The sequence below is a fragment of the Sphingopyxis sp. Root154 genome (assembly GCF_001427105.1).
GTDB lineage: Bacteria > Pseudomonadota > Alphaproteobacteria > Sphingomonadales > Sphingomonadaceae > Sphingopyxis.
In genome coordinates this window covers 1,060,228-1,079,584 of record NZ_LMGI01000002.1, presented here as the reverse complement: position 1 = coordinate 1,079,584, position 19,357 = coordinate 1,060,228, and the positions used below count along the sequence as shown (strand labels likewise).

The following is a 19,357-nucleotide window of genomic DNA, read 5'->3' as shown; positions in this document are numbered from 1 at the left end:
CCAACGGACGGAGACCGACATGACCGAGACCAGAATCTTTGCGCGGCTGAAGGCCGATCACGACCGGCACCGCGAGTTGCTGGCCCGCATCGATGAAACGCAGGGCGACAGTGACGAGCGCCGCTATCTGTTCGAAGCCTTCCGCGTCGAGGTGACCGCGCACGCCGCGTCGGAAGAAATGTCGCTCTATGCGACGATGCTCGCGAATCCCGATTTACGCGACGAGGCGCAGCATAGCGTCGCCGAGCATAAGGAAATCGAGGATTTTCTGATCGAGCTTTACGAGATGGACTTTTCCTCGACCGGCTGGCTCACGCGCTTCCGCACGATGAAGGAACGTTATCTCCACCATATCGACGAGGAGGAGGAAGAGATGTTCCCGGAAGCCGAAAAGGGGCTGTCCGACGCGAAGAAGCGCGAGCTCATCAAGATATTCGAAAAGGAAAAGCCGAAGGAAAAGGCGAAGGCGGCCGAGGAGGAACCCTCGAGCGAAGAGGCGAAGGCTTAACGGCTCGATCCTCGACTTTTGGCGCGCGCCTCTGCATAGGCGCGCGCGATGACAAGATTCGCCTTTACGATCGCCGCGACCGACGGCGCCGCGCGCACCGGCACGATCGCGATGCAGCGCGGCGAGATTCGCACGCCCGCCTTCATGCCCGTCGGCACCGCCGCGACGGTGAAGGCGATGCGCCCCGCCGAAGTGCGCGCGACCGGTGCCGACATCATCCTCGGCAATACTTATCACCTGATGCTGCGCCCGACCGCCGAGCGGATGGCGCGGCTGGGCGGCCTTCATAATTTCATGGGCTGGGACCGCCCGATCCTGACCGACAGCGGCGGTTATCAGGTGATGAGCCTGTCGGCGCTGACCAAGCAGAGCGAGGAGGGCGTCGCTTTCAAGAGCCACCTCGACGGCTCGCGCCACATGCTGACCCCCGAACGATCGATGGAAATCCAGCGCCTGCTCGGCAGCGACATCGTGATGGCGTTCGACGAATGCCCGCCGAACGGCGTCGATGGCAAGCGCGCCGAGGCGAGCATGGAACGATCGATGCGCTGGGCGGCGCGCAGCCGCGCGGGTTTCGACGCGGGCGAGGAGCATGCGGCGCGCTCGGCGCTGTTCGGCATCCAGCAGGGCTCGCTCGACGCGAAGCTGCGCGCGCGTTCCGCAGCGGCGCTGACCGACATCGGGTTCGACGGCTATGCGATCGGCGGGCTTGCGGTGGGCGAGGGGCAGGAAGCGATGTTCGGGGTGCTCGATTATGCGCCGGGGCAGCTACCTGCCGACAAGCCGCGCTACCTGATGGGGGTGGGCAAGCCCGACGACCTCGTCGGCGCGGTCGCGCGCGGGGTCGATATGTTCGATTGCGTGCTGCCGACACGGTCGGGGCGCAACGGACAGGCCTTCACCTGGGACGGCCCGATCAACATTCGCAATGCGAAATTCGCCGAGGATCCGGCGCCGCTCGATTCAAGCTGTGGTTGCCCCGTCTGCACGACCTGGTCGCGCGCCTATCTGCATCACCTTGTCCGCTCGGGCGAGATGCTCGGCGCGATGCTGATGACGCAGCATAATCTGCATTTCTATCAGGATCTGATGCAGGGGATGCGCGACGCGATCGCCGCAGGAAGCTTCGCATCGTTCCGACAAGATTTCGACGCGCGCTACCGCCGCTGAAAATCAGTCGAGCTTGCCGAGCAGGTCGAGCAAGGACTGCGGAATATCTTCGTCGACGGTGGACTCATAGGCGCGGCGCAGGGCGCCGTTGACGTCCTGCCCCTTGGCGGAAGGTTTTTTATCCGCGTCCTTTCCGGAGGTCTCGCTGCGCGGCGAACCGGTTTTAGACGACATTATCAAAGTATCCGCTGGACATGGGGCCTTTTGCTAACCGCGCATACACCAAAGAGCAATGCGTGTTTGTTCCTTCGAGATGAAACTATTTTCCCGCTAAATCGTTCCCAAATGTTGAAATATATCGGATGGTGACGGGGAAGCACGGGCGTATGTCCCTTTTCCGGACTCGTCCGTCAAAGTTTGTGCGACTATCAGGAGGTAAAATATGTCATTGGGTCAGTCGGTTGCGCCGCATCTTCCCTATTTGCGGCGTTATGGTCGATCCATTTCCGGAAGCCAGCAAAGCGGCGATGCGTTGGTTGCGCGGTTGCTCGAAACGCTGGTGGCCAACCCCGGAGCGGTTGATACCGGCAGCGATTTGCGCATCCAGCTTTATCGAATGGTTCATGACAATTTCGGTCTGATGACCGAACAGGCGGCCGCCAACGACGACGGCGCGCTGAGCGATATGGCGATTGCCGATGCCCGCTTGCGCCGTATTCCGTCGCTCGCGCGGCAGGCGCTGCTGCTCACCGCGGTCGAGGGTTTCAGCTTCGAAGACACGGGCCGCATCATCGGCCGCGACGCCGAGGCGGTGCGCGCGTTGATCGCCGATGCGACCGACGAGATCGACCGCCAGACGCGCGCGCGCATCCTGATAATCGAGGACGAACCGATCATCGCAATGGACATCGAAATGATAGTTCGCGAACTCGGTCACGACGTCGTCGGCGTCGCGACGACGCACCGCGAGGCGGTCGCCGAGGCGCAAAAGCACCAGCCGGGCCTCGTGCTCGCCGACATCCAGCTCGCCGACAACAGTTCGGGGATCGAGGCGGTGCAAGAAATCCTGACCGACCTCAAGGTGCCGGTCATCTTCATCACCGCCTTCCCCGAACGGCTGCTGACCGGCGACCGGCCCGAGCCGGCCTTCCTGCTCACCAAGCCCTACCAGCCCGCAACATTGCGCGCGGCGATCTCGCAGGTGCTGTTCTTCGACGAAAGCACGATCCCAGCCTGAGCTGGTGTCGCCCGCCCTTGTCACGCGCCGAGGCGCGGGCGATAGGGCGGGGCGATGACACTATTGGACGCTTCTCGCCGCCAGTCGGCGCTCGACCGGCTAAGCGCGCATGCACCCTTCCTCGCGCGGCTCGCCGAACTGTATCCCGATGACGTTGCGCGCTACCTCGGTGACGGCACCGAGGCCGCGCTCGCGGACGTCAGCGCGCCGCCGGTCAGCGACGACATCATGCGGACGCTCCGCCAATGGCGCGGGCGGATGGCACTGCTTCTCGCGCTCGGCGATCTGTCGGGCGAGCATGATGTGGCGACGACGACGCGGCTGCTCTCCGACTTTGCCGACCAGGCGTGCGATGCGGCCCTCGCCGCCGCTTTTGCCGAACGCGTACCCGGCGAGGAGCCACGCGGCCTCGCGGTGATCGCGCTCGGAAAGCTCGGCAGTTATGAGCTCAACTACTCGTCGGACATCGACCCGATCCTGATCTTCGATCCCGAAACGCTGCCGCGCCGCCAGCGCGACGATCCGGGCGAGGCGGCGGTGCGGATCGCGCGGCGGATGACCGAAATATTGTCGGCGCGCACAGGCGATGGCCATGTGCTGCGCGTCGATCTCCGCCTCCGTCCGCATCCCGAGGTAACGCCGATCGTGCTGCCGGTGAACGCCGCGATCTCCTACTATGAATCCGAAGCGCTCGCGTGGGAGCAGGCGGCGTTCATCCGCAGCCGCGCGTCGGCGGGCGACCGGATGCTCGGCGAGCAATTCCTGTCGGCGATCCAGCCCTTCATCTGGCGCCGCAGCCTCGATTTCCGCCAGCTCAAGGAAATCGGCGCGATGAGCGACCGGATCCGCGACCATTTCGCGCAGGGACAGGCGTTCGGTCCGGGTTTCGACCTCAAGCGCGGGCGTGGCGGGATCCGCGAGATCGAATTTTTCGCGCAGGTCCACCAGCTCATCTACGGCGGCCGCGATCCGTCGCTGCGCGTGCCCGCGACGGTCGATGCGCTCGCCGCGCTCGCCGTCGCAGGGCGGATCGAGCCGGGCGACGCCAACCGCCTGTCGGGCCATTATGCGACGCTGCGCCGGATCGAGCATCGGCTCCAGATGATCGAGGATCAGCAGACGCACAGCCTGCCCACCCAGGAAGCCGCGCTTGACTGCGTCGCGCGCCTCGACGGCGAGGCCGATGGCGCGGCGCTGCTCGCGGCGCTCAAGCCCGTCGTGAACGACGTTGGCGGCTGTTACGACCGGCTTGTCGCCGAGCGCGCGGTGACGACGGGGCTGCCGCGCGATGAGGACAGCCTCGCGGTGCAATTGGTCGCGGCGGGGTTCGACCCGCCCGATGCCGCGCTGCGCACGATCGCCGAATGGCGCGGCGGCAAGCTACGCGCGCTGCGCAGCACAGCGGCGCTCGACGCGCTCGAGACGATGCTGCCCGAACTGGTCAAGGCGCTGGGCGCGGCGCCCGATCCGCAAGCGACGCTGACGCGCTTCGACAAGCTGGTGGGGGGCCTGCCGAGCGCGATCAATTTTTTCCACCTGCTCGCCGCGCAGCCGGCATTGGCGCGCATCGCGACCCGGATATTGTCGCTCGCGCCAACGCTCGCCGACGCGCTCGGCACGCGGGTCGAGCTGATTGAAGGGCTGATCGACCAGCGCGCCTTCGATGCGCCGGCGAACAAGGAACAACTGGCAGCCGAATGGGCGCCGGGGCTTGCGGCGCTCGATTATGAGCGGTTGCTCGACCGCGTTCGCGACCATGTCGGCGAGCGGCGCTTTGCCTATGGCGCGCAACTCGTCGCGGGCGCGACCGACCCGCTGACGATCGCATGCGGCTATTCAGAGCTTGCCGAAGCGGCGCTGCAGGTGCTTGCCGACGCGACCGTCGCCGAATTCGTCGCCGCGCACGGGCGCGTCCCCGACAGCGAACTCGTCGTGCTCGCGCTCGGGCGACTCGGGGGCAGGGCGCTGACGCATGCGTCGGACCTCGACCTCATCTATCTCTTCACCGGCGATCATCTCGCCGAATCCGACGGGCCGCGCCCCCTCGGTGCGACGACCTATTACAACCGGCTCGCGCAACGCGTGACCGGCGCGATGTCGGTGCCGACCGCGGCGGGCAAGCTCTACGACGTCGACACAAGGCTGCGCCCGCAGGGCGCGCAGGGGCCGCTCGTCGTGACGGTTGACAGCTTCGAACGCTACCAGCGCGAGGAAGCGTGGACGTGGGAACATATGGCGCTGCTCCGCGCGCGGCCGGTCTATGGCTCGGATGCGACGAAGGCCGAGGTCCAGCGCATCATCGACGAACTGCTCAGGGTCCCGCGCGATTCGGCGAAGCTCGCGGCCGACGCGGCCGAGATGCGGAGCAAGATCGCCGCGCACAAGCCCGCGAACGGCGCGCTCGACATCAAGGGCGGGCCGGGCGGCCTCGTCGACCTCGAATTCGCGATGCAGGTGACACAGCTTGTCAGCGGCCAGTGCCACGATCCGAATATCTCGGCGGCGCTTGGCTGCATGAAGGCGGCGGGGCTCGTCCCGCAAGAGGTGATCGAGGCGCACGGCCTGCTCGCGCGGATGCTCGTCATGCTGCGCCTCACCGCGCCCGAGGGCGAGCCGCCGACGGCGGCGGCGCGGCAGCTGGTGGCGAGCCAGTGCGGCGAGCCCGGCTGGCCGCAACTGCTTGCCGCGCACGACGCGGCGCGGCAGGAGATCGCGAACTGGTGGGCGTCGATTCGCCCGGCGCAGCAGGAGACCAAGTCATGACCCTCGCAATCGGCGACACCATTCCCGCCGTGACGCTTCTCGATGCCGACGGCGCGGCGATCGACGTTGCCGCGATGAAGGGCGCACCTTTGGTGGTCTATTTCTACCCCAAGGCCGATACGCCGGGCTGCACGACCGAAGCGCAGGACTTTACGCGCCTCGCGCCCGAATTCGCGAAGCTGGACGCTCAGATCCTCGCGGTATCGCGCGACGCGCCGGCGAAACTCTGCAAGTTCCGCGACAAATATGGCCTGACCGTCCGCCTTGCCTCCGACGAGGAAGGAGCGGTGTGCGAAGCGTTTGGCACCTGGGTCGAAAAGCAGAATTACGGCCGCACCTATATGGGGATCGAACGCTCGACCTTCCTGTTCGGCGCCGACGGCAAGCTCTTCAGAGAATGGCGGAAGGTGCGCGTGAAGGGCCATGCCGACGCCGTTCTGGAGGCGGCAAAAGCCCTCTGACATGCCGACTCTGGGTGAAGCCGCGCGCGCGGTCCTGCTGACGCCGGACCCGCACGACAAGCGCCGCGCGGCGCGCCGCCTCGCGCGCGCATGGCGGCAGGGAAAGCTCGCGCATCGCTGCGATACGGCGATGCCCGACGAGCCGGCGTGGCCCGCCGCGCCCGAACTGCTTGCGCCGAACCGGATGCCGCGGCGTGGCAAGGGAGGATCGGAGCGGGGGCGTGTCGCGCTGCTCCACGCGCTCGCGCATATCGAATTCGTCGCGATCGACCTGGCGGTCGACCTGATAGGCCGTTTCGGCGGTGAATTTCCGCGGGCATTCGTCGATGACTGGATCGGCGTCGCCGCCGATGAGGCGATGCATTTCGCCTTGCTCGACCGGCGCCTCCGCCAGCTTGGCAGCTATTATGGCGCGCTGCCGGCGCACGCCGGATTGTGGGAATCTGCGCAGGACACGGCGGATGACGCGCTCGCGCGGCTCGCAATCGTGCCGATGGTACTCGAAGCGCGGGGACTTGACGTCACGCCGTCAACCGTCGAGCGCTTCCGCGCCGCCGGCGATGAGGCGTCGGCAAGGATTTTATCGCGTATTTACAACGACGAAATCCGCCATGTGAGCGCGGGCACAGTCTGGTTCCGGGAAAAGTGCGACGAAAGGGGATTCAACGTCGTTGAAACGTGGCAGGCCCTAGTAAAATCGCGCTTTCGGGGCAGTTTGAAGCCTCCGTTCAACGACTCGGCGCGCCACGACGCCGGTTTAACGCAAGAATTCTACGCCGTTATTGCTTCGTAAGGATTGGGGCAGCACACAGGCTTCCGCGGGGGATGAGCAATCATCCAAACCAAGAAACACCGGCGCCAAGGCCCATTTTACGGACTTTGGCGACATGGCAGATGCGGGGTCGTAGTTTTGATCAACACTCTTCTGGCGCAGAAGTTGCACCAAGTCGCAATAATCTGCGCGGCAGCATGTTTTGGACTGGCCACACCGGCCGCCCACGCTGCCGAAACCAGTGCCGACGCCGGCATTGTCGCTCCCGACGAACCCGATGACGACAGCTTTACCGCTGGCGTCCCCTCGGCCAGCGAAGACAGCGAAGCCCGGGCGATTTTCCAGGCATGGAAGCGCCTCGACACCGGCCTGACCGCCTCGATCGGCGTGGCGGTGCCTTCGCGCCGCCCGATCGATCAGATGTCGCTGTCGTCGTCGTACGGCATGCGCGTCCACCCGGTCACCGGCAAGGTCGCGCGCCACAACGGCATCGACATCCCGGCACCGCGCGGTACCCCGATTTACGCGACCGCCGACGGCATCGTCGGCCGCGCCCAGCGCCTCGGCGGTTACGGCAATTATGTCGAAGTCGAACATGGCAACGCCATCCAGACGCGCTACGGCCACATGTCTTCCTATGTCGTCACCCCTGGCCAGTCGGTCAGAAAGGGCGATGTCCTCGGTTACGTCGGTTCGACCGGCCGTTCGACCGGCAACCACCTCCATTATGAAGTCCGCATCGAAGGCGCACCGGTCAATCCGATGCCGTTCGTTCGCTCGGACCAGATGGCGATCGCCGCCATCACCGGCAAGAATGTCGCGATGGGCGGTCCCGAATAAAAGAGCTTTCCTGGGTCGGAGAGGAGGGGCGCCAGGCGGGTTAACCGTCGAGGCGCCCTTTTTATTTGTGCATAAGGCTCCTATCTAGCGATCATGGCCACGCAGCTTTCAGAAATCACCCTGTCGCCCGCCGCGGCGGCGCGCGTCCGCTGGATCGCCGACCGCAAGGGCGGAACCGAGGCTGCGCTCCGCCTCGCGGTCGATGGCGGCGGATGTTCGGGCTTTACCTACCGCTTCGGGTTGGCCGAAGGAATCGATGCCGATGACATCGTAACCGAAACCGACGGAGTGAAGCTGGTGGTCGATCCGGTCAGCATCGACCTCGTGCGCGGCTGCATCGTCGATTTCGTCGATTCGCTCGGCGGATCGTCGTTCAAGGTCGAAAATCCCAACGCGGCCTCGGGCTGCGGTTGCGGGTCCAGCTTCTCGATCTGACGCCTTTCACAGCGCCGTGCTTGCTGGCATAGGTGCGCCATGAAAATCGCGACCTTCAATATCAACGGGATCAAGGCCCGTTTGCCACGCCTCGTCGAATGGCTCGAGGAAACGCAGCCCGATATCGCCTGCCTGCAGGAACTGAAATCGAGCGACGAAACGATGCCGACGAAAGAGATCGAGGCGGCGGGATACGGCTTCCTCTATCATGGGCAAAAGGGCTTCAACGGCGTCGCGATCCTCGCGAAGGGGACTCAACCGGTCGAGACGCAGCGCGGGCTCGCGGGCGAGGCCGAAGACGAACAGTCGCGTTATCTGGAGGCCGACGTTCACGGCCTGCGCGTCGCGTCGATCTATCTTCCCAACGGCAATCCGCAGCCGGGGCCAAAATTCGACTATAAGCTCCGCTGGATGGCGCGGCTGCGCGAGCGCGCGAAATTCCTCCTCGCGTCCGAAATTCCGACGATCCTGACCGGCGACTATAACGTCATCCCGCACGACGACGATGTGTGGGACCCGCGCGTCATGGCGACCGACGCGCTGATGCAGCCCGAATCGCGCGATGCCTGGTTCCGCCTGCTTGGCGACGGCTGGACCGACGCGCTTCGTAGCCGCCATCCGGCGGGCGGGATCTGGACTTTCTGGGACTATCAGGCGGGCGGCTGGCAGCGCGACCATGGGTTCCGCATCGACCATCTGCTGCTCAGTCCCGCGCTTGCGGACCGGCTGGTCGATGCCGGGGTCGACAAGGATCATCGCGGCCGCGAGAAGGCCAGCGACCATGCGCCTACGTGGGCGATCCTCGAGTAGGCATCCGGATACAGCGTCGTCATCACCCGCTTCGGGTCGAGCGCATAATGATGCGCGACCGCACCCGCGATCACGCTTTCGAGGCTGCGCGTCGGTTTGAGGTCGCGGCCTTCGTAGCGCGCCGCGGCGCCGAGCCCCGGCCAGTCGGCCGACACCTTGCCGCCCGCCGCCAGCCCGCCGCCGAGCAGCATCGCGGTCGATGCGGTGCCATGGTCGGTGCCGCCAGTGCCGTTGACCTCGACGGTGCGGCCGAATTCGGTGGCGACGATGATGAGCGTATCGTTCCACGCGGAACCAAGGCCAGTTTGCAATGCACCGACGAGCTGGTCGAGCCCGCGCAGCTGCGCCGCAAGCCGCCCGCGCTGGCCGCTATGCGTGTCCCAGCCGCCGGTTTCGACCATCATCACGCGCGCGCCGTCCTCGGGCAGCATAAGCGACGCGGCGAGCTTGCCGAGGTCGGCACCGTTGCGGCCATTGTTGCCGCCGATGTCGCTCGCGAGCTCCTGCGTCTTGACCGCGCTGTCCCACAGCGGATGGAGCAGCGGGTCGTCCTGATAAAGTGCGGTCAGCCGCGCGATCAGGTCGGCGTCGGCCTGCGGCAGGCGGCTCGGGGCATAGGTCCCCACCTGCACCGTCCCGCGCAGCGCGAGCGGGACCGCCGGGGCAATCGCGATCGCATCGCGCTCGGCGGCGGGCAACAAGGTGAGCAGGCGCCCGACCCAGCCGGTGTCGCGTCCATAGGGACGCGCCCCGCCGCCCTCGAGCATATTCTGGCCGTCGAAATGCGAGCGGTCGCGGTACGCCGTGGCGACGGCATGCGCGAAATGCGCCTGCTTGCCGGTGTACAGGCCAGCGGTTGCGGCCATCGCGGGATGCAGCGTGAACATCGCGTCGAGTTTGGCGCCGCCCATAGTCTCGTCGGCCATCGCGCGGCGCGCGGCGGCAAAGGCGGGGTCGCCCGTTGGCGCGACCGTCGCGAGCCCGTCGGCGGCGCCGCGCTGGATGATGAAGACGAGGCGTTTGGGCGTGCCCGCGGCGGCGTAGGCAAAGTGGGGCAGCGCGCCCGCGGTGGCGACGGTGATCCCCGACAATATGATCGAACGGCGTGAGAGGATCATCGTCTATCTCCGCAAAAAGGCCGGGCTGGCGAACAGAATCGCGATGCCCTGACCCGGGCTGTCAGCGCGCGCGATCGCTTGGCGCGTTTCGGGGGTGAGGGCGTCGGCGAGGACGAGCGGCGCGAGCTGGCGCGCATCGGCGCGGTCGCCGATCCGCCCCGCGATCCGGCTCGCGAGTTCGACGCGCTGCATCAGCGCCGCCGATCCCGCCCAAGTGGCGACCTTGTCGTCATAGCCCGCAGGCGATCCGGGGCGCCACACCGGCTGGCCGAGCTGGGTGAAAATCGCGGCGATATTCTGCCGCTCGCCAAACGCGGGGACCTTCAGCGCGCGGAGCATCGACACCGTCCAGTCCCACGGCGATTTGAACATCACGGGCGTGGCTGCCCACGGCTCGGGCGAGGCGATCAGCGTTCGGTAGAGCGAAGGCAAGTCGCCGCCGGTCTTGAGGAAGTCGGCCGACAACCGGTCGACTAATGCCGCAGGCGGCACGTCGCCCGTAAAATGGCGCGCCAGCTTGGCGGCGATATGCTTCGCGGTCGCGGGATGAACGGCCAGGTCGCGCAGCACGGCTTCGGCCTGCCGGGCACCCGCATCGTCGTACCGCTTGCCGAGGATCGTCTGTGCACCGGGTTCGTGAAGCGGGCCGATGAACACCGTTTCGCCGGGCCGCGCATCGGCGGGCATCAGCCGCTGCCCTGCGCCGCGCCCGAGGCCCGCGACGGTCAGGCCGGTGAGCGCCTTTGCAAAAGCCGTCACGTCGGTTTGCGTATAGCCCGTGCGCACGCCGAGCGTGTGCAGCTCCAATATCTCGCGCGCGAGATTCTCGTTGAGCCCCGGCGCCTTGCCCTTGCCGCGGTTTCGCACGCGCGTCGCGAACGGGCTGGCGGGACCGAAGCTCTGCGCCTGATCGAGATAGAGCAGCATTGCGGGATGATGGACCGCGCCCATGAGGAGGTCGGAGAATTTGCCCATGATATGCGGGCGGATCGCGTCATTCTCGTAATGGCCCGCGAAGCCGACGACGGTTTGCTTGTCCGCCGACACCGCGAAATGATTCGCCCAGAAATGGACCAGCCGCTCGGGAAAGGGGGTGGATGTTGCGACGGCCGCGGACAGGCGCGCGGCGCTTGCGTCGACATAATGGCGGCGGATCGCCGAGCGCAACAGGCGGCGGAGTTCGGGGTCCATACCCTTTTCCTCCTCGGTCATCGGCATGGCGGCGGCCTCGCGGCGCATCGCCTGCCGCTCGTCGCGATATTCGGCATAGGCGGTCGCAATCGCCTCGCGTCCGGCCAGCCCCGCCAACGCCGGGGGGGCGGGGTCATAGTCGCCGATCTGGCGCGTCAGCCAGTCTTTCGGGTCATCAATCGCCGGATCGTCGAACCGACGGCCAAGGCCGAAGCGATTGGCGGCAAGATATAGGGTCGCCACGACAAAGCCTTTCCATGCCTCCAATGCACGGTGGCCCCATTTTGTCGCAAAGCTGTCCCATCACGCCGGGTGCGGCTTTGCCGCGGTGCAGCGGCTTGTCAGGGGGGGCACGCGATCGCATCCATCAGAATGAAGGTCCCCTCTTGTCGCTGGTGCGCGTTGATCAGCGGGACCAGCCGGGTGAAATGTTCGGACTGGCAGTGGATATCGAGCGCCGCGCGGTCGGGCCACTCCTCGATGAAGATGAAGTGGCCGGGGTCCTTCCGGTCTTCGAACAGGTCATAGGCGATGCACAGCGGCTCCAACCGCGTCTTTTCGACCAGCTCGCGATAGAATGGCAAAACGACGTCGACGGCGTCGGGCTTTATGAAATCCTGCGCGATGACCTTGAGCATGGGCGCACCTAGCCCAGCGCTTTGTCGTAGATCTGGTACACGCGGTTGACCCTGGCCTCGATCGCCTCGGCGACCGCGTTCATCCCCTGATTGTCGTCGAGCACCCAGCCGATATCGCCGCGCTTGGTACCATAATCGGCGACCGCGTCGCGGCGGATATATTCGATCATCATGAAGGCGAGGGTGCTCGCCATCCGGCTGTTCTGCAACTTCTTCGCGACGCCCATCAGCGGCACGCGCAGGATATGGCTCTGTGGTTTGCGCAGCCACCAGAGCAGCCGTGCCCAGTTGAAAGGCAGCAGCGAACCGTCCATGTCGATCAAGAGCTGGTTGATGTTCGGCAGCACGATCATGAAGGCGACGGGCTCGCCGTCGACTTCGGCGACGCGGATCAGATCCTCGAAGACGATGTCTTTCAGCTTCTTGCCGACATAGGCGATTTCGCTGTCGGTCAGCGGGACAAAGCCCCAATTGTCGGACCATGCATCGTTGAGCAGCCCCATGATCAGGCTCGCCTCGGCGGCGAAGCGGCGCTTGTTCACCTTGCGGATGCGGATGCGCGCATTTTTTTCGCCCGCCGCGACGATGCGGTTGACGATCGGCGGAAACCCCTCGTCGATCGCGACATCATAGTTCAGCAGCTGCTTCACGGGCCGATAGCCGGCACCCTCGACCCAGCCGCGATAGAGCGGGCTATTGTGCCCCATCATCACCGTCGGCCGGTTGTCGAACCCCTCGATCAGCAGGCCGGGTTCGTCCCAGATCGAGATCGACAGCGGCCCGAGCGCGCGGTGCATGCCCTGGCCGCGCAGCCAATCCTCGGCCGCGGCGAGCAACGCCTGCGCGCTATCCTCATCTTCGGCTTCGAGCAGGCCCCAGTTGCCAGTGCCCGGCCCCATGCCCTGCTCGGCGGGCTGCGCGAGCGCGAGTTCGTCGATATGCGCCGAGATGCGCCCGATCGTGCGGCCCTCGCGCCGCGCGAGAAAGAACTGCGCCTTGCCATGTTCGAACCACGGATTCTTGCCCGGGGTCAGCAGGCCGTAGACCTCGCCCTTCAGCGGCGGCACCCACGACGGATCGCCGCGATTGAGGCGAAAGGCGAGCTCGACGAATTCGCGCAAATCGTCCTTGGTCTTGACCGGGTGGATGGTGATCGGGCCGTCCGAATGTCCGCTCATACTGGTTTCCTGAATTGGCTGACCTATATTATTGGCGACGCATTAGGGCATAGAAATGGCGCTGGCGACCCGCATTCGGCCATTTTGCTGCCACGAAATAATGGTGAAGACACCCATATGACGACGATCAATCCCCCTGCCGATCGGGTCGCGACGCCTTTCGCGAAGTCGATTGCCAAGACTCCCAAGTCGGCGATTGCCGACGATATGACGATGATCCGCGCGGCTTCGGAGCTGACGCGCGATCTCGTGCAGCCGAGCGCGCGTATCTATTGGACCGATATGCTGGCTTCGGCCTTTGTCGGCTATGCGGGCATCGCGGCGGCGATCCTTGCGCCCTCGACCGCGTGGATGCTGGTCGCTGCGGTGATTTCGGTCGTTGCGCTCTATCGTGCGGGCAGCTTCATCCACGAGCTCACGCATATCCGTAAAAATGCGCTGCCGGGTTTCCGCCTCGGCTGGAACATCCTCGTCGGCGTGCCGATGTTGATCCCGTCCTTCATGTATGAGGGCATCCACAGCCTGCACCACAACCGCACCAAATATGGCACGGTCGAGGATCCCGAATATTTGCCGCTCGCGCTGATGAAGCCGTGGACGGTGCCGTTGTTCGTCGTCGCCGCGGCGTTCGCGCCGGTCGCGCTCGTCTTTCGCTATGCAGTGCTGACCCCGCTGTCGTTCCTGATCCCGCCGCTGCGCCGGATCGTCGTCGAACGTTATTCGGGCATGATCATCAACCCGATGTTCCGCCGCAAGCCGCCCGAGGGCGAGTTCCGCCGCCAATGGGCGTGGCAGGAAGGCGGCGCGTGGGCGTGGTCGAGCCTGCTGATCGCCGCGGGCGCCTTCGGCTGGGTGCCGCTGCGCGCTCTCGTGATTTTCGGCGCGATCGCCGCCGCGACGCTGGTTCTCAACCAGATCCGCACCCTCGTCGCGCATCTGTGGGAAAATGACGGCGCGGTGCTGACCGTGACCGGCCAGTTCCTCGACAGCGTCAACGTCCCGCCGCCGGGCCTGCTGCCCGAACTGTGGGCGCCGGTGGGCCTGCGCTATCACGCGCTGCACCATCTGCTGCCGGGCGTGCCCTATCATTCGCTGGGCGAGGCGCACCGCCGCCTGAAAGACGCGCTGCCCGCGGATTCGCAATATCATGGTGCGAATTACGACAGCCTGCCGAAGCTGGTGATGAATCTGGTTGCCGGGTCAGCGAAGGGCGCTGCGGCTTGATTTTCAAGGTTGCGGGCTTGCCCGCTCCTCTTTTGCCCTTTTCGACATGATGGAATCTCTGACCCGAGATCCGATGACAACGGCAAGCCCTACGCCTACAAGCGCCATCAGAACTCGTCGCCAAACCACCTCGATATGCCCTGCGCGGCAAGGATCGACAGGCAAATTAACGTCAGCTCTTGCCGCCAATTCATCGACTGCTCTCCTCGAAACCGTCCCTATTCCTCGGTCCGGATCAAAATCATCTCGCCGATCAGCGCAAATAATATGAACGGCCCCCACGCCGCGAGGAAGGGCGAGTAGGCGCCTAAATCGCCCATCGCGAGCGCGAAATTGTCGGCGACGAAATAGGCGAAACCGAGCCCCATGCCGATGATCGCGCGGATGAAGAGCTTGCCCGAGCGGGCGAGGCCGAACGCCGCGACCGCGCCGAGCAGCGGCATCAATATCGCCGACAGCGGCCCCGAAATCTTGTGCCAGAGCACGCCTTTCAGCGCATCGACCGGACGCCCCGCGGCCTCGAGATCGGCGATCGCCGACTGCAGCTTCAGGAAGGGCAGTTCGTCGCCGTCGACCTGTGCCAGCGTGAACTGGTCGGGGCGGACATCCTTCGCCGCGACGATCGTGCCGAGCGGTTCGAGCGTGCCCGAGCGGCGCAGGAAACGCCGCGCATTGGTCAATTCCCAGCCGCCCGTCGCAAGCGCGCGCGCGCTGTCGGCCGACAGCATCGACGACAGCACCCCGCCGGTGCGCTCGTAAATCGTCACATAGCCGAGGATGATCACCGGGCCGCTGGTATCGACCGTCGCCGCGTTGATCAGATTGTCGCCGTCGCGGACCCAGATGTTGGTGCGTATGCCGCTGTCCTTGGGGACTTGCTTATATTCGACCTTTTGCCAGGCGCTGAGCGCCGCGGTCGAGCGCGTGACGATGCGTTCGTTGAACGCAAAGCTGATCCCCGCAACGAGCAAGGCCGCGAGGAACAGGGGCGCGAGCACCTGGTGGGCCGACATGCCCGACGCCTTCATCGCGATGACCTCGCTGTTCTGGTTCAGCGTCACCATCGTCAGGATCGTGCCGAGCAGCACCGAAAAGGGCAGGAAGGTCTCGACGATCTGCGGCAGCCGCATGCCGACATAGCGCCACACGTCGGAGTCGCTGTTGCCCGCGACCGCGAGGATCTTGCCGCTTTCGCCCAGGAGGTCGAGTGTCTGGAGAATCAGCACCAGCGCGAACAGGATCGAGAAGGAGCGGACGAGGAAAAGGCGGCCGACGTAGAGCGCCATCGTCCGCGACGGGAAAAAGTGGAGCTGATGCATTTAGTTCACACTCTCCACCAGCCCCGGCTTGCGCTGGAACATCGTCAGCATTTTGCGGATCTTCTGCGCCGCCTTCGCCGCGACGCGCTCGAGCGCACCGATCGGCTGGCCGCCGGGCACATGCGCAACGACATAATACATCCAGATCGCGAGCGCCGCGAACAGCAGATAGGGTACCCACAGCGCGATCAGCGGGTCGACCACTCCGCGCGCCCCCATATCTTCGGCATATTGATTGATCTTGTGTTGCGTCACCAGCAGCACGATCGACAGGAAGACGCCGAGGGACGAGGTCGATCGTTTGGGCGGGATGGCGAGAGCGATCGCGATCAGCGGGATCAGGAACATCGACATCACTTCGACGATGCGAAAATGGAAATTCGCGCGCGATTCGAGTCGCGTCTGCACCGACTGGCTCTTGTCCTTCCCCGCGACGAACAATTCGGGGATCGTCATTTCGCGGTCGGCCCCGCCGCGCAGGCGGAATGCCTCGATCTTGGGCAGCGGGATAGGCAGGTCGTGATTGTCAAACGTCAGCACGCGCGGCACCGCGAATTTGGGCGATTCATGGATCAGCACGCCCTGCGACAGGCGCAGGATGATCGTATTCGGATCGTCGGTGGCGAGGAACTGTCCGCGCGCCGCGGTGGCCGACACGCGCTGTCCGTCCTTCTGCTCGCCGCGCACGAAAATGCCGCGCAAGCTGCGCCCGTCGTTGTAGCTTTCCTCGATCCTGAGCGTCATGCGGTCGCCCAATTTGGTGAATTCGCCGACCTTGATCGACGCGCCCAGCGCGCCCGAGCGCAGTTCGAATTGCAGCCCTTCATAGGCGTAGCGCGCGACGGGCTGGATGAAGCCGACGATCGCCAGATTGAGCGCGGCGAGCGCGATCGCATAGGCGAACGGCACGCGCATAAGCCGCCCGAAACTCATCCCCACGCCTTTCAGCACGTCGAGTTCGCTCGAAGTCGCAAGGCGCCGGAAAGCCAGGAGAATCCCCAGCATCAGCCCGATCGGAATACCGAGCGAAAGATATTCCGGGATGAGGTTCGCGAGCATCCGCCACACGACGCTGACCGGGCCGCCCTCGGTCGCGACGAAATCGAACAGGCGCAGCATCTTTTCGAGCACGAGCAGCATCGCCGACAGGACGAGGGTGCCGAGCATCGGGAAGAAGATGAGCCGCGCGATGTAGCGGTCGATGGCAGGAAGCTTATTCAATCTTTGGTCGCCCCATCACCATGATTTGGCCGCAGTTGTTTCCGATATGTCGATTCAAGGGCGACAGGGACCCGTGTCAGCGTGCGCTTTTGCGCTTGCTGGGATGGCTATAGCCTCTGGAGGTTTTGAGGTCATGTCGAAAATGTTTCTCGCCGGACTGCTTGGCGCCGGTGCTGCCGGAGCGCTGATCGCGCCCGTCGCGGCGCAGGGTGCCGCGCTGGGTCCGAGCGCCGCGCTGTGCAACAGCAACGCCACCGCCGTCCAGGTCGACGTGCGCGGTTTCAAGCAGCGTACGGGAACCGTGCGCGTGCAGATTTACAGCGCGAACAGCAGCTATCTCGAAAAGCGCAAATGGCTCGAACGCGTCGATGTGCCCGTGTCGCGCGCCGGCACGATGTCGGTCTGTGTGCCTGTGAAGCAGCAGGGCAGCTACGTCATTTCGGTGCGGCACGACATGAACGGCAACGGCAAGTCGGACCGCAGCGATGGCGCGGGCCTGTCGGGCAATCCCGACATGAAGGTCAGCGACTTCATCTTCAAGCGGAAGCCCAAATTGGCAACGGTCAGTTTCGCGGTCGGCGGCGCCACCAAGCGCGTTCCGGTCGTGCTGAACTATGTCAACGGCCTGTCCTTCGACCCCGTCGAATAGAGAGACTTTAGGGATTATATGGCAAGCGTCGCGCTCCTTTCGAATCCGCGCTCCACGGGCAACCGCTCGCTGTTGCCGCGGGTTCGCGAATATTGCGCGGCGCACCCCGACATCTTTCATTATGAGGTAGAGGACGTCGACCAGATCGAAAAGGCCATTCGCACCATGGCGATGGTCGGCCCGCGCGTCGTCGTGATCAACGGCGGCGACGGCACGGTCCAGGCCGCGCTGACCGAGATTTATTCGGGCGACCATTTCGGCGGCTCGCCGCCGCCGGTCGCGGTGCTGCCCAACGGCAAGACCAACCTCATCGCGCTCGATCTCGGCGCCGAGGGCGATCCGATCAAGGCGCTGGAGCGCGTGCTCGAACTCGTCGCGAGCGGCCGGCTCGAAGATCATGTGATCGAACGCCAGCTGATCTCGCTCGACAGCGGCGGCGAAGCGCGGCCGGTGCTCGGCATGTTCCTCGGCGGCGCCTATCTTGCCGACGTGATGCTCTATTGCCGCAACCGCATCTACCCGCTCGGCCTGCCGAACGGAATTTCGCATTTCCTCGCGGCGATCCTCGGGCTGTTCGCGATCATCTTCGGGATCGGCGGCGGCCGCCTGCCGCCCAAGCCCGAAAACATGACCGTGTCGCTGATCCGTCAGGGCGAATTCAAAGGCAAATTCTCGCTGCTGATCGTCACCACTCTGGAAAAATTGCTGCTCAGCATCCGTACGAGCGACGGCGGCGGCACCAACGGCCATATGAAATTGCTCGCGACCGACAGCAATGTCGGCGCGGTGTTTCGCATGCTCGGCGCGACCTGGCGCGGCACGCTCGGGCAGAACCAACTCGACGGCGTGCATTTTCAGCAGGGCGACGAAATTCGCATCGAGGGTGAGCGCTCGAACGTCATCCTCGACGGCGAAATCTTTCAGGCCAAGCACGGCATGCCGATCATCCTGACCTCGACGCAGCCGGTTCCGTTCCTGCGCCTCGCGGCCTGAGTCCCCGCGCGTGTCCGACCTGATCGATCTGGTCCGTGCCGAACTGGCGGTCCCCGTAGACCCGCGCGCCGCCGCGATGGCAGCGGCGATCGCCGCCCAATATCCCGGCAGCGCGCGCGCGGTGCTGTTTTACGGCAGCTGCCTGCGCGAGAGCGAGCTCGACGGGCTGATGCTTGATTTCTACCTGATCGTGTCGGACTATAGCGACGCTTATCCCAAACGCTGGATGGCGGCCGCCAACCGCCTGATCCCGCCCAACGTCTTCCCTTTCCAGTCGGGCGGGCTGATCGCCAAATATGCGGTACTCAGCGAAGCCGATTTCGACCGTCTGAACGGCGCGGAGACGCGCAACGTGTCCGTGTGGGCGCGCTTTGCGCAGCCGTCGCGCCTCGTGTGGGCGGTCGACGATACCGCGCGCGATCGGGCCGTCGCGGCGGTGGCGCGCGCCGCGCCGACGCTGCTCGCTGCGGCGGGCCGGGTCGATGGTGAAGCGCCGCTCGATTGGTGGCGGCGCGCCTTTTCGCTCACATACTCGGTCGAACTGCGCGCCGAGCGCGCGAGCCGCGCGCAGTCGGTGGTCGACGCCGATGCGGGGCGCTATGAGCGGTTCAGCGTTCCCGCGATCGCCGCGATCCCGGCCGATGCCCGCGCCGGCGGCTGGGCGCGGCGGCGGATGGAGGGCAAGGCGCTCAGCATCGCGCGGCTCGCCAAGGCCAGCCTGACCTATGCGGGCGGGATCGATTATCTGGCATGGAAGATCAACCGCCACGCGGGGACCAAGATCGAGATCAAGCCGTGGCAGCGCCGCTGGCCGCTCGTCGCCGCACTAACGCTGGTGCCGCGCCTGATGAAGAGCGGGGCGATCCGCTAAGCATTTTCACCCGGAAAAT

The 19,357-nt window shown here is 65.3% G+C and carries 20 protein-coding genes; 13 read left to right on the top strand and 7 right to left on the bottom strand.

The window, feature by feature from the left end; translation table 11 throughout:
• Positions 1-19: 19 nt before the first annotated feature.
• Together ASD73_RS10810 and tgt are read left to right on the top strand one after the other, a co-directional pair.
• Positions 20-508 (top strand): hemerythrin domain-containing protein, encoded by a 489-nt coding sequence (locus tag ASD73_RS10810; protein WP_056372206.1) that lies wholly within the window; start codon positions 20-22, stop codon positions 506-508.
• Positions 509-556: 48 nt separating this feature from the next.
• On the top strand, positions 557-1,678 hold the full coding sequence (gene tgt / locus ASD73_RS10805) for a tRNA guanosine(34) transglycosylase Tgt (protein ID WP_056372203.1): 1,122 nt from the start codon (positions 557-559) through the stop codon (positions 1,676-1,678).
• A 3-nt stretch (positions 1,679-1,681) separates the two neighbouring features.
• Here tgt and ASD73_RS22770 read toward each other — a convergent pair whose 3' ends face one another.
• Entirely contained in the window at positions 1,682-1,852 is a 171-nt protein-coding gene (locus ASD73_RS22770; RefSeq protein ID WP_156377358.1) for a NepR family anti-sigma factor, read from the bottom strand.
• A gap of 208 nt (positions 1,853-2,060) precedes the next feature.
• Between ASD73_RS22770 and ASD73_RS10800 the strand changes: the two genes are divergently transcribed.
• The 7 genes from ASD73_RS10800 (at position 2,061) to xth (ending at position 8,936) form a co-directional block, all read left to right on the top strand.
• Complete coding sequence (locus ASD73_RS10800; RefSeq protein WP_056372202.1) at positions 2,061-2,855, top strand: response regulator; 795 nt, start codon at positions 2,061-2,063, stop codon at positions 2,853-2,855.
• Positions 2,856-2,909: 54 nt separating this feature from the next.
• On the top strand, positions 2,910-5,618 hold the full coding sequence (locus ASD73_RS10795; RefSeq protein WP_056372200.1) for a bifunctional [glutamine synthetase] adenylyltransferase/[glutamine synthetase]-adenylyl-L-tyrosine phosphorylase: 2,709 nt from the start codon (positions 2,910-2,912) through the stop codon (positions 5,616-5,618).
• Positions 5,615-6,079, top strand: coding sequence for a peroxiredoxin (locus ASD73_RS10790; RefSeq protein ID WP_056372198.1), 465 nt, complete (start codon positions 5,615-5,617; stop codon positions 6,077-6,079). Before ASD73_RS10795 ends, ASD73_RS10790 begins: the two co-directional genes overlap by 4 nt.
• A gap of 1 nt (position 6,080) precedes the next feature.
• Positions 6,081-6,872 carry a ferritin-like domain-containing protein gene (locus tag ASD73_RS10785; RefSeq protein WP_056372196.1) on the top strand — a complete coding sequence of 264 codons (792 nt, stop codon included), beginning with the start codon at positions 6,081-6,083 and terminating at the stop codon, positions 6,870-6,872.
• 117 nt (positions 6,873-6,989) lie between these two features.
• Complete coding sequence (locus tag ASD73_RS10780) at positions 6,990-7,691, top strand: M23 family metallopeptidase (protein WP_056372193.1); 702 nt, start codon at positions 6,990-6,992, stop codon at positions 7,689-7,691.
• Positions 7,692-7,784: 93 nt separating this feature from the next.
• On the top strand, positions 7,785-8,126 hold the full coding sequence (gene erpA / locus ASD73_RS10775) for an iron-sulfur cluster insertion protein ErpA (RefSeq protein WP_056372191.1): 342 nt from the start codon (positions 7,785-7,787) through the stop codon (positions 8,124-8,126).
• 39 nt (positions 8,127-8,165) lie between these two features.
• Positions 8,166-8,936, top strand: coding sequence for an exodeoxyribonuclease III (xth, locus tag ASD73_RS10770; protein ID WP_056372189.1), 771 nt, complete (start codon positions 8,166-8,168; stop codon positions 8,934-8,936).
• Here the strand turns inward: xth and ASD73_RS10765 are convergent.
• The 4 genes from ASD73_RS10765 to ASD73_RS10750 form a co-directional block, all read right to left on the bottom strand.
• Positions 8,879-10,054, bottom strand: a complete 1,176-nt coding sequence (locus ASD73_RS10765; protein WP_056372187.1) for a DUF1501 domain-containing protein — start codon at positions 10,052-10,054, stop codon at positions 8,879-8,881. The genes xth and ASD73_RS10765 overlap by 58 nt on opposite strands.
• A 3-nt stretch (positions 10,055-10,057) precedes the next feature.
• Entirely contained in the window at positions 10,058-11,488 is a 1,431-nt protein-coding gene (locus tag ASD73_RS10760) for a DUF1800 domain-containing protein (protein WP_056373501.1), read from the bottom strand.
• Positions 11,489-11,586: 98 nt separating this feature from the next.
• Positions 11,587-11,883 (bottom strand): putative quinol monooxygenase, encoded by a 297-nt coding sequence (locus ASD73_RS10755; RefSeq protein ID WP_056372185.1) that lies wholly within the window; start codon positions 11,881-11,883, stop codon positions 11,587-11,589.
• 8 nt (positions 11,884-11,891) lie between these two features.
• The gene (locus tag ASD73_RS10750) at positions 11,892-13,061 is read right to left on the bottom strand and encodes a hypothetical protein (protein WP_056372183.1); all 1,170 of its coding nucleotides are present in this window, start codon (positions 13,059-13,061) and stop codon (positions 11,892-11,894) included.
• Positions 13,062-13,178: 117 nt separating this feature from the next.
• On the opposite strand from ASD73_RS10750, the gene ASD73_RS10745 reads away from it, so the two are divergent.
• Complete coding sequence (locus ASD73_RS10745) at positions 13,179-14,285, top strand: fatty acid desaturase family protein (protein WP_056372181.1); 1,107 nt, start codon at positions 13,179-13,181, stop codon at positions 14,283-14,285.
• Between the two features lie 218 nt (positions 14,286-14,503).
• On the opposite strand, the gene lptG is transcribed toward ASD73_RS10745, so the two are convergent.
• Positions 14,504-15,604, bottom strand: coding sequence for an LPS export ABC transporter permease LptG (gene lptG / locus ASD73_RS10740; RefSeq protein ID WP_056372179.1), 1,101 nt, complete (start codon positions 15,602-15,604; stop codon positions 14,504-14,506).
• Positions 15,605-16,825 carry an LPS export ABC transporter permease LptF gene (lptF, locus tag ASD73_RS10735; RefSeq protein WP_082521485.1) on the bottom strand — a complete coding sequence of 407 codons (1,221 nt, stop codon included), beginning with the start codon at positions 16,823-16,825 and terminating at the stop codon, positions 15,605-15,607.
• A 133-nt stretch (positions 16,826-16,958) separates the two neighbouring features.
• Here lptF and ASD73_RS10730 point away from each other — a divergent pair, with 133 nt between their 5' ends.
• The 3 genes from ASD73_RS10730 to ASD73_RS10720 are packed head-to-tail and all read left to right on the top strand — an operon-like array spanning position 16,959 to position 19,338.
• Positions 16,959-17,474: a DUF2141 domain-containing protein gene (locus ASD73_RS10730; protein WP_235534327.1), complete on the top strand. Its 516-nt coding sequence runs from the start codon at positions 16,959-16,961 to the stop codon at positions 17,472-17,474.
• 18 nt (positions 17,475-17,492) lie between these two features.
• On the top strand, positions 17,493-18,467 hold the full coding sequence (locus tag ASD73_RS10725) for a diacylglycerol/lipid kinase family protein (protein WP_056372178.1): 975 nt from the start codon (positions 17,493-17,495) through the stop codon (positions 18,465-18,467).
• A 10-nt stretch (positions 18,468-18,477) separates the two neighbouring features.
• Positions 18,478-19,338 (top strand): hypothetical protein, encoded by an 861-nt coding sequence (locus ASD73_RS10720; RefSeq protein WP_056372176.1) that lies wholly within the window; start codon positions 18,478-18,480, stop codon positions 19,336-19,338.
• Positions 19,339-19,357: the final 19 nt, after the last annotated feature.

Bases quoted from the DNA above. Each gene is read 5' to 3' on its own strand.
- ASD73_RS10810 (WP_056372206.1), top strand. From the start codon at position 20: ATGACCGAGACCAGAATCTTTGCGCGGCTGAAGGCCGATCACGACCGG.
- tgt (WP_056372203.1), top strand. From the start codon at position 557: ATGACAAGATTCGCCTTTACGATCGCCGCGACCGACGGCGCCGCGCGC.
- ASD73_RS22770 (WP_156377358.1), bottom strand. From the start codon at position 1,852: ATGTCGTCTAAAACCGGTTCGCCGCGCAGCGAGACCTCCGGAAAGGAC.
- ASD73_RS10800 (WP_056372202.1), top strand. From the start codon at position 2,061: ATGTCATTGGGTCAGTCGGTTGCGCCGCATCTTCCCTATTTGCGGCGT.
- ASD73_RS10795 (WP_056372200.1), top strand. From the start codon at position 2,910: ATGACACTATTGGACGCTTCTCGCCGCCAGTCGGCGCTCGACCGGCTA.
- ASD73_RS10790 (WP_056372198.1), top strand. From the start codon at position 5,615: ATGACCCTCGCAATCGGCGACACCATTCCCGCCGTGACGCTTCTCGAT.
- ASD73_RS10785 (WP_056372196.1), top strand. From the start codon at position 6,081: ATGCCGACTCTGGGTGAAGCCGCGCGCGCGGTCCTGCTGACGCCGGAC.
- erpA (WP_056372191.1), top strand. From the start codon at position 7,785: ATGGCCACGCAGCTTTCAGAAATCACCCTGTCGCCCGCCGCGGCGGCG.
- xth (WP_056372189.1), top strand. From the start codon at position 8,166: ATGAAAATCGCGACCTTCAATATCAACGGGATCAAGGCCCGTTTGCCA.
- ASD73_RS10765 (WP_056372187.1), bottom strand. From the start codon at position 10,054: ATGATCCTCTCACGCCGTTCGATCATATTGTCGGGGATCACCGTCGCC.
- ASD73_RS10755 (WP_056372185.1), bottom strand. From the start codon at position 11,883: ATGCTCAAGGTCATCGCGCAGGATTTCATAAAGCCCGACGCCGTCGAC.
- ASD73_RS10750 (WP_056372183.1), bottom strand. From the start codon at position 13,061: ATGAGCGGACATTCGGACGGCCCGATCACCATCCACCCGGTCAAGACC.
- ASD73_RS10745 (WP_056372181.1), top strand. From the start codon at position 13,179: ATGACGACGATCAATCCCCCTGCCGATCGGGTCGCGACGCCTTTCGCG.
- lptG (WP_056372179.1), bottom strand. From the start codon at position 15,604: ATGCATCAGCTCCACTTTTTCCCGTCGCGGACGATGGCGCTCTACGTC.
- ASD73_RS10730 (WP_235534327.1), top strand. From the start codon at position 16,959: ATGTCGAAAATGTTTCTCGCCGGACTGCTTGGCGCCGGTGCTGCCGGA.
- ASD73_RS10725 (WP_056372178.1), top strand. From the start codon at position 17,493: ATGGCAAGCGTCGCGCTCCTTTCGAATCCGCGCTCCACGGGCAACCGC.